The 11,856-nt window shown below is 49.8% G+C and carries 10 protein-coding genes; 5 read left to right on the top strand and 5 right to left on the bottom strand.

All coding sequences use genetic code 11. The features are described 5' to 3' along the window. Positions 1-126: 126 nt before the first annotated feature. Entirely contained in the window at positions 127-696 is a 570-nt protein-coding gene (locus tag ACX9GT_RS21475) for an FkbM family methyltransferase (RefSeq protein ID WP_473188627.1), read from the top strand. Between the two features lie 13 nt (positions 697-709). Further along, the gene (locus ACX9GT_RS21470) at positions 710-1,462 is read left to right on the top strand and encodes a methyltransferase domain-containing protein (RefSeq protein ID WP_473188626.1); all 753 of its coding nucleotides are present in this window, start codon (positions 710-712) and stop codon (positions 1,460-1,462) included. Between the two features lie 330 nt (positions 1,463-1,792). Here ACX9GT_RS21470 and ACX9GT_RS21465 read toward each other — a convergent pair whose 3' ends face one another. The 5 genes from ACX9GT_RS21465 to ACX9GT_RS21445 all read right to left on the bottom strand — a co-directional run bounded on the left by ACX9GT_RS21465 (position 1,793) and on the right by ACX9GT_RS21445 (position 7,148). Next, positions 1,793-2,374: a DUF1120 domain-containing protein gene (locus tag ACX9GT_RS21465; RefSeq protein WP_473188625.1), complete on the bottom strand. Its 582-nt coding sequence runs from the start codon at positions 2,372-2,374 to the stop codon at positions 1,793-1,795. 16 nt (positions 2,375-2,390) lie between these two features. Beyond that, positions 2,391-4,826, bottom strand: a complete 2,436-nt coding sequence (locus tag ACX9GT_RS21460) for a fimbria/pilus outer membrane usher protein (protein ID WP_473188624.1) — start codon at positions 4,824-4,826, stop codon at positions 2,391-2,393. Between the two features lie 13 nt (positions 4,827-4,839). After that, on the bottom strand, positions 4,840-5,538 hold the full coding sequence (locus ACX9GT_RS21455) for a fimbria/pilus chaperone family protein (RefSeq protein ID WP_473188623.1): 699 nt from the start codon (positions 5,536-5,538) through the stop codon (positions 4,840-4,842). Between the two features lie 129 nt (positions 5,539-5,667). Next, the gene (locus ACX9GT_RS21450; RefSeq protein WP_473188622.1) at positions 5,668-6,366 is read right to left on the bottom strand and encodes a DUF1120 domain-containing protein; all 699 of its coding nucleotides are present in this window, start codon (positions 6,364-6,366) and stop codon (positions 5,668-5,670) included. A gap of 74 nt (positions 6,367-6,440) precedes the next feature. Further along, entirely contained in the window at positions 6,441-7,148 is a 708-nt protein-coding gene (locus tag ACX9GT_RS21445) for a DUF1120 domain-containing protein (RefSeq protein ID WP_473188621.1), read from the bottom strand. A gap of 1,605 nt (positions 7,149-8,753) precedes the next feature. Between ACX9GT_RS21445 and glaH the strand changes: the two genes are divergently transcribed. From glaH to csiR, 3 genes are all read left to right on the top strand, one after another. Further along, positions 8,754-9,710 (top strand): glutarate dioxygenase GlaH, encoded by a 957-nt coding sequence (gene glaH, locus ACX9GT_RS21440; protein ID WP_473188620.1) that lies wholly within the window; start codon positions 8,754-8,756, stop codon positions 9,708-9,710. A gap of 46 nt (positions 9,711-9,756) precedes the next feature. Next, the gene (gene lhgO, locus ACX9GT_RS21435; protein WP_473188619.1) at positions 9,757-10,998 is read left to right on the top strand and encodes an L-2-hydroxyglutarate oxidase; all 1,242 of its coding nucleotides are present in this window, start codon (positions 9,757-9,759) and stop codon (positions 10,996-10,998) included. A gap of 159 nt (positions 10,999-11,157) precedes the next feature. Next, a complete protein-coding gene (gene csiR / locus ACX9GT_RS21430) occupies positions 11,158-11,853 on the top strand; it encodes a DNA-binding transcriptional regulator CsiR (protein ID WP_473188618.1) in 696 nt (231 codons plus the stop codon). Positions 11,854-11,856: the final 3 nt, after the last annotated feature.

Genomic DNA, 11,856 nt, shown 5'->3' with positions numbered 1-11,856 from the left:
CAGTATACCATTTTTAATTGAGGGACACAGCCTAGTACAACCGCATTATTAAAACGGTTTATTCTTAGTTATCCCGATCACACATTCTTGGATATCGGCGCTCACTATGGCTACTTCTCGTGTTATGTGTCCTCACTTTCTCCAGATACGCCAATTTATGCGTTCGAGCCAGGTAGTCGTCACCTTCCTGTTCTACAGGAAAATATAACGCTAAATAATGGCAGGGCTAATATTATCCCATTGGCTTTATCAGATCGTAACGAAATTGTGGACTTCACAGACCGAACCATGAAAGTTGATTCTAATAAGATGGTTGAGTCTATTAACTGTGAAACTTATGACAGCTTTTCCGCCAGAAATAACATTGGGAAATGTATTGCTAAAATTGATGTTCATGGCGCGGAAGGGAAAGTGATTAAGGGGATGAGTGATTCATTGAAATATAACATTGATATTCTTATGGTAGAATTACATGCTGAGCATATTCTTGTTGACTATGATCATAGCGAAATCATCTCTATGCTATTCAAATCAGGGCTTCATCTCTATGAGTGCATTGATTTTCGTCAAGAGAACGAACCTCGGTTGATTAAGCTAAACGAGAGTAATATAGGAAATATCATTTCCCCTGCGCTTTGGACGGAGTCTCAGGTAAAAACTGAGAGAATGCTCTTAGCAACAAGAACCCTATTATGAACAGGAGGATGATGTGAGCTCTGAATATATTGGTAATGAAAATACTATTCATTCAGTAATGCCTGCTGGAGAAGATATCCAGGTGGGCAATGGACGTTGGACATTCAGTGGTGAAGTAAGTCGAGTATTTGATCAGCATGTTGTCAAATCTGTTCCATTATACAGAGAAGGACATGAATTAACTGTACAGTTCTCCGACTTCTTCATTAAGGAGAATTCTGTTATCTATGAAATAGGCTGTTCTACTGGGTCACTACTTTCACAGTTAGCTCAGTCTCATCAAGGTAAGAACGTACGTTTCATTGGTATCGATGTTGTGCCTGAGATGATAGCTATCGCAAAGTCTCGCTGTGAACCTTATAAAAATGTGGAGATTTTACATGCTGACGCATTAGACTTTGAGTTCCAACGCGCTGATATGATTATCTCCTATTATACAATGCAATTTATCCCACCTAAATATCGCCAGAGCATCACGGATAAAATTTACCATGCTCTTAACTGGGGAGGTGCTTATCTATTATTTGAGAAAATGCGGGCGCCCGATGCACGTTTTCAGGATCTAATTACACAACTTTATCACGAATATAAGCTCACCCGAGGTTATGCACCTGCTGATATTATGGGGAAAATGCGTAGTCTGAAGGGGGTATTAGAACCTTTTTCAGAATCAGCAAACTATGATATTCTTAAACGTGCGGGCTTCGTTGATTTTACATCTATTATGCGCTATCTATGTTTTAACGGTGTTCTAGCAATAAAATAATAACTCGTTATACGCAACGAGCTTGTCGTAAGGCCGTGAGCCCCCAGTCACATAGTTGTCTATGTGACTGGGATGAGTCAGCGCATATGCAGCTTGAAGTCTGACGGGTATAGTTATTTTTTCCTCTATAACCGCAGGGTAATAACTCCTCAAGCAAAGTTCTGGTGTCTTTTTTGCTACACGTAATGAAGCCTCTTGGTTAGGCTAGGCCTCTCAATCCATTTTAACGAATCACAGTTTTGCAAGCCCAACCACAATATTTGGTTTTGTACTGTCGATAAGAACACACCAGAGATACTCAGGGTCGTGATGGAATCGTTTTACAAGCGCCTACTTCACCAACTCCAGCGTCAACGTGGATTCACTCATCCGGCTTGCCGACACTCTGGCCTCGGATTCTGGCAGCGTCGGCTCTATCTCCAAACGTGCAGTAAGGACTTTGCCCTTGGCAAGCTGACCATTCTGAACGGCTGCCACCGTTTGGCCCGCCTGTAGCAACTGATCGTTGGTCGGAGAGCCGCTTATCATCCCGGTGGGCGTAGTGTTTACCACCTGCACACTGTGGCCGTCTATTTGCACATCAAACAGGCGGACCACCGTGCTGCCGCGCTCGCCATAACGCAAATCTCCACGCAGCGCCAGGCGCATGGCCTGGGTGTAGGGGCACACCACGTTCAGCATCAAGGTACGCTTGCCGGGGGTCACTGCATTACCTCCGGTGGAGGCATTTTGCATCTGCCAGCGGGATTGGTTGCCGTAGTCAATCACGCTGCCCCCGACAGACAGGTTGCAACTGCTGTCCATCGGCAAGGGGGGCGGCTGAAGTGAGGGATCGCCCATTACGGGGGAAACGGCACCAACTGCCTTGCTGATCAATAGCCCCAGGATCAGGGCGGTATAGCCTATTTTCATCAGAGAGCTCCTGTGATTAGCGGCATTGTGCGGTTGCGGTTTCATACAATTCATTCTGCTCGCTCTTTTCTGGCAGCGTGAGTTGCAGGCTGCAAATAGTCTTGCCTGAGCTCTGTACGTCAAGCTTCATACCGTTGGCCGCATCAGGAATAAACAGGCTGCCTTTTTCACCTACCACGGTGACAAAATTGCCTGCGCTATCGAACACGCTGGCACCGTGGGGTAACGGTTGGCCTTGCGCGTCTTTCGCTTCAACCAATACCCGGCGGGTACGCACCACGTCAAAATTGAAGTAGTTTACTGAACCACGAGCCGCTTCGGTCTCCTGCCAGGCGTTGTTGATATCGACATTCTTACCCAGGCTGCGAGTGTCTACCTGAACGGTGGAACGCTTGAAGCCGTTCAGTGTGGGTATTACTGCGTAGCCACGGCGGTCGGTCCAGGTCGGGCCTGCCGGTGTTTCCAGGCGCACGCCCGCTTCATCACCAATTTTGGCAATGCCGAATGTGTCGCCAACGTTGTACGGCGATAGCGTAACGCCACCATGGTGCGCAACTATTCCGCCCGTGGCGCGTGCTGACCAGGTGGTGTTGTTGTCAGAACGGTGGGTAAGACCACCGCTAAGCTGGCTGATCGGCGTGACCATATCGAAGCTGGCGCCGTTTAAGGTGCTCTGGTTGCTGAAATCGCGCTCGCTCATCAGGCTCCAACCACGGTCCTGGCTGGAACGATCGTTGTAGCGCACCCCGGCTCGGCTGCCGCTACTGCTGCTGTTGACATAGCTGCTGATGCTGCGGCTACCAAATGGCACATTGACCGTCAGGTAGGCACGGTTTTCAGCCTCGGTTGTACGGCTACCGGTACTGTGCTCCAAGCTGGCACCCACAAAGACGCTAGCGATCTGTTTGCTCCAGCCGCCACGCAGGTAATCGGTATGGTCGCCGTCAAAGGTACTGGTCCGCGCCCAGGAGAGCGACAGGCTGCCGATCAATTCCTGCGCCCAGCTCAATCCGCCGCCAAACTGATTGCGGTTTCTTGCCGCGTTATCCTGAGCTTCAGCCTGCAAGGCGTCACTCAGTTCACGGTAGCCAGACGTTTGCTGGCTGGCATTGGCGTTAAGCGAAATCCGTTCGGTGAGGCTGCGGCTAAATAAAGCGACAATTGAGGCACCGTTTTTACCGTGTTTCTCATCCTGTGCCAGTGTGCTCTGTAGTGAAATTTGTGTTTCATCAAAAGGCTGGGTATCCAGCCTGACAGCGCCGGCACGGTAGGGTGATGAACCCAGCACGCCAGCGTTCAGCGCAGTATGTGGGGTCAGTTGCCAGCCTGTGGCGGCGGTAGCCAGTATCGGCGATTCGCTGCTGCCTTGCTGATCCAACTTACCCGCACCGAAGGAGAGGCCGGGTGCGACGGCGGTGCCATTGAGCAGAAAGGCCGAGGCTGGCACGGTAAACTGGCGTTTTTCACCCGAACTGCCGGTGATGGCTACGTCAAGGTCGGTACGGGTATTAAGTAACGAGAACCCTTGTAGGCGGAAGGGGCCAGCAGGCACCGTGGTGCTGTAAATCAATGCGCCCGACTGACGGACTTCCACTACCGACTGGCTGTCGGCAATCCCTTCAACCAATCCTGCGCCGCCACGGTTACCGACCAATGCCGTTTCGGGGAACATCTGGAAGCCCAGAACCTGGCCTGTGCCGAACATCGAGTTGGAGAGGCTAACCTGCCCGGCTTGCAGCACTTTCTTGATCTCGGTAAAGCTGCGTTGCGCATAGGCACCCTGATGCTGCGTGCTGTCTTCACCGTTAAAGCGTGTGAAGGTCTGGCGGCTGCGTATGATCCAATCGCTGAAATTGAACCCGGCTTCGGTGCCGAGTTGCATAAAGTTGAGGCCAGCCGTAGACCCGGCAGAATCCATATACTGCGCCTGATAGTTGAGCATTCCAGCAAAACCACCGTGGTTCCAGTTGCCGCTCTCGGTGCCCGGATTAGCCACCGCCTGTGGCGGCAGTACCAGATCAACACGTTCTTCACCTGGGTTGAGATTCAGTTCAGTCTGCGGCCAGGCGCTTTTCAAATCGAAACAAGGAGCGCTTTCAGTAAAACCGGGTGGTGGCAGGATCCCCGCCTGTTTCTGAAAAGCCTGATCGGCACACAAATGGCCTTCACTGTCAAAGCGGGCCTGTACTTTACCGCGACCGCTGCCGTTTACGCTCAGAGTGACTGTCGTTTCACCGGGCATAAAGCGTGGTGCATTACGAAACAACTCGGCCACTTTGGGGTCAATTCCGCGGCTCTGCATTGTTTGCATGTCGAACTCAACATCGTCCATAGGCTTAGCGTCCGTATCGGCCATAGCCTGCGGAGGAATAGCCAGAGCGCTCAGCAGCGCTAACGAAAGTGCTGAGTGAGCAGGGTAGTGGCTAGACATATGATGAAGTTTGTATTGCACCGGTAATTTCCTGTTATTTGCTCAGTGGAGCGTCGTAGCTGTTGACGGTATAACCCCAGGTGGTGGCCGGAGAGATGCGTACCTGTTGAGCCGCATCGGCTTTTTTATTACCGTCGGGGGTCAGCGTCAGAGTCTGGCCGGGTAACACGTAAGTGTTTGGCAGCGTCCAGTTGGTGTTATCCGGCAGAGTTTGTACACCCTGGCCCAGGCGCACCACATACGGTGACGGGTTGCTGACGACCATACTGTTGCCGCTCAATTTCCAGGTCAGGTGCTTCCAGGGGGCCAAGTCTTTCTCCAGCCCGGCAGGGCGGATAATCACCGGCAGATTCTGGCGTATCGTCATACGCACTTCGTTCTTGCCTTTTTGCTGTGGCGGAACGCCTTCAAAGATCACACGTTTCAGACGCTCGGTTTTCAACGGCGTCTTACTGGTCATGATAAAGCGCACGCGCTGGCTCTTGCCCGGTTCGACGCGTGCCGCCGGCGGCGTGATGGTTAATAGGGTTTCTGTATCATCTTTGATATTTTCCAGCGTGGTGAGCAGCAACACCGGGAAGGCATCGGTATTTTTGACGTTGATCGCCCCTTCACCATCACCTTGATCGACAATCACCACCGAGGATTCCGGGACCATGCCGGTTGCCTGGGCACCCAGAGAAAACAGCAGCAGAGCAGTAGCACCAGTCTTGAAGAGAGATGCATGAATCATGTTTTTTTACCTTTCAGATTAATCGAGAGGGAACAGTAAAATGAGGGGGCCAAGACAGCGCCCCCGGTTTACAGACCGTATCGGAACACGAATCAAAAGCTGGGGAGGGGCCGCAGCTTGATAAAATAATTATAGATACACCAGTTCAAGCGTGGTCAGGCCATCCATAACAATCGGCTTGGACAGATTCAGAGCTGAGGCTTTGTTGATATAGGCCTGAACGCCCAGTTTGCCTGCCAGGGTGGTGAAGGCGACCGGTGTTGTAGTGCCCGTTGCAGCCCAGGTGGAATAACGCGTGTTATTTGCCACGTACAGGCTGCCCACTGCGCTTTTACTCCAGGTAATCATGTCGCTACTGGAAAGACTATCAACGCTCACGCCATCAGCAATCATGGTACCGGCGGTCAGGCGAATACCGTATCCACCGATCTTTGTTGTGCCGTCCAACCCGAGACCATTCACACCTTCACTCCCCGAACTCAAACCGAAAATACGTGCGGTGGCGACATCCAGGTTCCCGTTGGCATTTAAACCAGGAGCGGTATTAGGGCGGCCTTCAATCGCTTTCAGCGCGATTTTAGCCGGTGCGTCACAGGTGATAGTAAAGTCCAGCTGCTTTTCAGGCAGAACAGTGTATGTGTCTGCCGGCAGGCTTTTGCTATTAATTGAGCCGTAGTCAACCGTGCCACCACCTGACAGCGCTGGGTGACAGCCTGGAGGAGTAATGGTACCGATAACACGTACGTCGACGCTTTCAGCCAAGGCAGGCAGTGAGGTGGCAGCCAGCACGGCCAGAGTACAAACGGTTTTTTGCAGATTATTCAACATAGAATTCTCGTATTTTTTGTGATGCAAAGGTTTTTTACATTAATAGCCGGGAGTGATCCCGGCTAAGAGGACTATTACAGGTAAACCAGCTCAAGGGTGGTCAGGCCATCCAGAACAACCGGTTTGGTCAGATCCAGCTCAGAGGTTTTATTGATATAAGCCTGAACGCCCAGTTTGCCCGCCAGAGTGGTGAAGGCGACCGGGGTAGTGGTGCCTTTTGTTGCCCAAGAGACGTAGCGCAAAGATGCCGGGGTGTTAAACACGGAGCCTGTGGTTGCTACTAACCATGAGGTGGTATTACCACTTGACGCAATAGAATCAACCGCGATGCCATCAGCGGTCATGGTGCCGCTGGTCAGACGGATCGCATAACCGCCAATACCTTTTGTGCCATCCAGACCTAAACCAACAACAGCAACACCTGCAACACCAAACAGCATGACCCCAGTTGGTGCGACAGTTAGCGTATCCATCGTGCCATCAGTTTTTACTGCGCTTGCGCCGCGTTGTGAGTGTGCGGTAATAGCCACTTTAGCCGGGGCGTCACAATTGATGGCAAAATCCAGCTGTTTCTCAGCCAGCGTAGTAAAAGCATCGGTAGCCAAGGCCGTTGGTTTGATGGTGCCGTAATCGACAGTACCGCCGCCAGAGATGGTCGGGATACATGCCGCTGGGTCGATAGTACCGATAACGCGCACATCAATACTTTCTGCCAGTGCAGGCAGAGAGGTGGTAGCCAGTACGGCCAGCGCACAAACGGTTTTTTGCAGGTTATTCAACATTTATTCTTTTCCTTTATTTCAATATAAGAGTTAACGCATTCCCGGCAGAGGTCCTCTTATTAAACCCTGTAAACCATGGCGATGCTTTTTTAAGCCCTTTGGGGCATTTATTCAGGTTCTCTGGTGTTTTTTGACACACAAATACCGAATGGTTTTTACAGGTAAATTAACTGATAACTTGCCTTGTAATATCTATTTATTGTTGCCATGCCCTGAGTCGTTAAATTCCATAACTACCGAGAGTGTATAAACTATCAGGGCGTTGATGCACCAATAGGTTAAACTCAACTTGGTTGATATACGTGATTAACGTATGCAACGTTATCGACTGTTAGCACTACTTCTTTTTAAGAGCCCATGATGTCTATATAATAAAATTTAACGGGACTTTACATCCTTTCACTTCACTCGCTGCTCTAGGCTTATAGCTCAGCGATTTATTTGTCGCTATGGGGCTATGTTATCGCTATCTCACAGCCTATGTAGGAGGGTTTTGTTGTGCTTTTGTTTTCTTTTGTACAAGCTGTAAAAATTGTAACAACAAAAAGCCCGGCCCCTGATTAGCCATGGTATCGGTCTGTTTGATAGCCTATTACTACCCTCTGGTCGTCATGGGTTTAAAAGCTTTGGCATAACTCAACGTCAAATTGTTAACTTATTAAGCCACAATGAGTTCGCTTAGCGAAGATATCTATAGCCAATGCAGATAACTGAATATTCTTTAGTAGAAGTGTTAACCAGCAAGGCCATAAATGGTCTGCGACTCAACCATTATTGAATTTAACAGAGTTATATAACACTGCTACGGTAGGGGCGTTATTGTTCAAGTCCATATTCTGCTCAACAACCTTGTGGGCAATATCAGATCAAGTTATTTCATTTGTTGTGGCTTATTCTTGAGGAAAGTAAAGGTTATATAACTTTCCGTGTTGTCATTTATACTTGTCATTTATACCTGAGTGACCATGAAACTAACCGATAACAAATCTTACCTGTGATATCTTCTTAGTGTCAATATTGTTAACTTGCTCACAATTTTCGTGTTATTCCCTGATTATTCAATAAGATATCCTTATTTTTTAAAAAAATTATAAGTCTATTCCTATTGTTTTTAGGATTCGTTACCCTGCGCGATATTCTGTTTTTAAATTAATTGTTAATTTTAAATGCTAATTAAATACCATTTAATTGAAACTATATCCTGATAAATTAGCTAAAAAAGGAGTTATTGACATTTTGTTGGCGATCTATGTGTTGCAAAGCCTCCATTCGCGGAGCAAGCGGCTTAAGCAAATTGTACGTTTTTCGGCATACCTGCCCTAACCATTCTCTATAACGCTCGATCTTAGCTTTTGCTCCAGCCAGTTGCGCATCCTTGTTAGGGGAGCATAAGAAGAGTTGCCAGTGTGCAAGAGAAACGGCTCAGCTCAAGGGTTCAGCATAGATTACAGCTTCTGTTGCAGGAATATGCCTATCAGATCACACAAATAAGCAATGTCATATTTTATGTCTTCTTTTTGTTAAAATGTAGATATAATCTAATTATGAATACAAAAAAACACCTGCGTTCGTAGGACTATCTGCTTGTTTCAGGAGACTCACTGCATGAATACCTTGACGACAGAAAAACCATCGCTGAAAAATCAAAATAAACCGGTTATACCGGGAGTGACGTTATCGACATTCCCCGCTTCCTCTCGCGTGTTAACGATCAATTTCAGTGCTGAGATCGCTCAGCGCTTCTTGCAGCAGACGGCGCAATGGCCGATACAGGCGCTGGAATATAAATCGCTGCTGCGGTTTCGCATCGCCAAAATATTAGATGACTTATGCGCGAACCAACTTCAGCCGTTCTTGTTGAAAACGCTGTTGGCCCGTTCTCAGGGCGCATTGCTTATTCAGGCTGAAGGTATCGATCGTGTCGAACAGAGTGATGAGATGGTCAAACTGGCCACGGCGATTGCTCATCTGATTGGCCGTTCCAACTTTGATTCGATGAGTGGCCAATATTACGCTCGCTTTGTGGTGAAGAACGTTGATAACTCTGACAGCTATTTACGTCAGCCGCATCGGGTGCTGGAACTGCATAACGACGGGACCTACGTGGATGAAGTAACCGATTATGTGATGATGATGAAAATCGACGAGCAGAATATGCAAGGTGGGGATTCTATTCTGTTGCACCTGGATGATTGGGAGCAGTTGGATACCTATTTTCGTCATCCGCTAGCGCACCGCACCATGTGCTGGTCTGCGCCACCGAGCAAAAATACCCATAAAGAAGTTTTCCATCCGGTATTTGACGTCGATAATCAGGGCCGCCCGGTGATGCGCTATATCGATCAGTTTGTGCAGCCGAAAGATTTCACCGAAGGTAATTGGCTAAGCGATCTGTCCGATGCCTTGGAAAGCAGCCAGCACAAGCTGTTTATTCCGGTGCCGGTCGGCAGCATTCTATTAATTAATAATCTGTTCTGGCTCCATGGGCGCGATAGATTCACACCACACCCGGAACTGCGGCGTGAATTAATGCGTCAGCGTGGCTATTTTAATGCGCCATAGCATCGTACTTAATCTCTGTTAATCGCCTGAAAGGGGATGCCGCAAGATGTATGATTTTGTAATCATCGGGGGTGGCATTATCGGCATGTCCACCGCCATGCAGTTAATCTCAACCTATCCGGATGCCTGCATTGCGGTGCTGGAAAAAGAACCCGAGCTGGCGCAGCATCAAACTGGCCATAATAGCGGCGTGATCCATGCCGGGGTGTATTACACCCCCGGCAGCCTGAAGGCGCGCTTTTGTCTGGAGGGTAATCAAGCCACCAAGGTGTTTTGCGAGCAACATGGGATCCGCTATGACGACTGCGGCAAAATGTTGGTCGCCACTACGCCATTGGAAATGGAACGCATGCGTGCCTTATGGGAGCGCACGGCGGCAAATGGTTTACAGCGCGAATGGCTAAATGCGGCGCAATTACAGGAAAGGGAACCCAACATTGTCGGGCTTGGGGGGATTTTCGTCCCTTCCAGCAGCATTGTCAGCTATCGGCAGGTGACGATGGCGATGGCCCGCGTGTTCCAGCAGGCGGGCGGGGAGATCTTTTATCAGGCTGAAGTCCAGGCGCTGCACGAGCATTCGCAGGGCGTGGTCGTCAGTACGCCGCAGGCAGAGTTTTCTGCGCGCTATCTGGTGGCCTGTTCTGGCCTGATGGCCGACCGCTTGGTCAAACTGTTGGGGATCGAACCCGGCTTTATGATTTGCCCGTTCCGTGGCGAGTATTTCCGCCTGGCGAGCCGCCATAATAACATCGTGAATCACCTGATTTATCCGATCCCCGATCCTGCCGTGCCTTTCCTGGGCGTCCATTTAACCCGCATGATCGATGGTAGCGTCACCGTGGGGCCGAATGCGGTATTGGCCTGGAAACGGGAGGGGTACCATAAAATGGATATTTCCTGGCGCGACACGCTGGAAATGGCCAGCTATGCGGGCATTCGCAAATTGATGTACCAAAACTTGTCCTTGGGCGTGGGGGAGATGAAAAACTCACTGTTCAAACGCGGTTATCTCAAGCTGGTACAGAAATATTGCCCTAGCCTGACGGAGCAAGATCTGTTGCCTTATCCGGCCGGGGTGCGTGCCCAAGCGGTATCGCCTGAGGGTAAACTGATCGATGACTTCCTGTTTGTCACCACAGCGCGCACGATCCATGTCTGTAATGCCCCGTCACCGGCAGCCACATCGGCGGTCCCTATTGGTCAGCATATTGTCAGTAAAGTGCAGGCGTTATTAGAGAATCAGCCGTCATCGGGGCCAAATCTGCGTGCTGTCGCGACGGCGGTTTAACGTCGCTGTTATAAAATCCCCCTAAATGCTGTTACGGCATTTAGGGGGATCTCCCCGTCATGCCTTGAGCCACAGGATCCTCTCCATCCCGACCGAACTGGTTATCTGCCCGTATTTCATTATAATTAAAGGCCTTATGTTTCAAGAGATGGGATCGTAATGACTCTCCAGCAAAATGCGGTATTTGATGGTTATCATTATCTGAAAAGAGACATTATTCGCGGTGTTTTTCAGCCCAACGAAAAACTGCGTATGAGTCTGTTGACCAGTCGCTATAACCTGGGGGTCGGCCCGCTACGCGAGGCTCTTTCCCAGTTGGTGGCAGAAAATCTGGTGACCGCTATTAGCCAGAAAGGGTACCGCGTTGCCCCCATGTCACAGGCTGAGCTGCTGGATATCTTTGATGCCCGCGCCAATCTGGAGGCGATGCTGGTCACATTGGCGATCGAACGTGGCAACGATGATTGGGAAGCGAATATTCTGGCGCAGACCCATCGGCTGGCCAAGATGAGCACGGTGGCCACCAGCGAGGCGCTGCTGGATGAGTGGGATCAACGTCATCAGGCATTTCACAGTGCGATCGTTGCCGGTTGTGGCTCGCAGTCTTTGTTGCAAATGCGCGATCGGCTGTTCGATCTTGCGGCGCGTTATCGCTTTTTATGGCTGAGGAAGACGGTATTTTCCGCCAGCGTGATGGAAAATAAACACCAGGAACATCAGGGGTTAGTCAAACTGGTGTTGGCGCGGGACAGCCGCCAGGCCAGCGAACTGATGCGCGAACACTTGCTGACGCCGATCCCTATCATCACGCAGGTCATGGCGCAAAACGACCTCCTGCGTAATGAAAATGAGTAAGGG

The sequence above is a fragment of the Serratia sp. YWN4 genome (assembly GCF_055790845.1).
This window is presented reverse-complemented; position numbering and strand designations above follow the sequence as displayed.

Coding starts and splice junctions, on each gene's coding strand:
- csiR (WP_473188618.1), top strand. CDS start 11,158: ATGACTCTCCAGCAAAATGCGGTATTTGATGGTTATCATTATCTGAAA.
- ACX9GT_RS21465 (WP_473188625.1), bottom strand. CDS start 2,374: ATGAAAATAGGCTATACCGCCCTGATCCTGGGGCTATTGATCAGCAAG.
- lhgO (WP_473188619.1), top strand. CDS start 9,757: ATGTATGATTTTGTAATCATCGGGGGTGGCATTATCGGCATGTCCACC.
- ACX9GT_RS21450 (WP_473188622.1), bottom strand. CDS start 6,366: ATGTTGAATAATCTGCAAAAAACCGTTTGTACTCTGGCCGTGCTGGCT.
- glaH (WP_473188620.1), top strand. CDS start 8,754: ATGAATACCTTGACGACAGAAAAACCATCGCTGAAAAATCAAAATAAA.
- ACX9GT_RS21455 (WP_473188623.1), bottom strand. CDS start 5,538: ATGATTCATGCATCTCTCTTCAAGACTGGTGCTACTGCTCTGCTGCTG.
- ACX9GT_RS21445 (WP_473188621.1), bottom strand. CDS start 7,148: ATGTTGAATAACCTGCAAAAAACCGTTTGTGCGCTGGCCGTACTGGCT.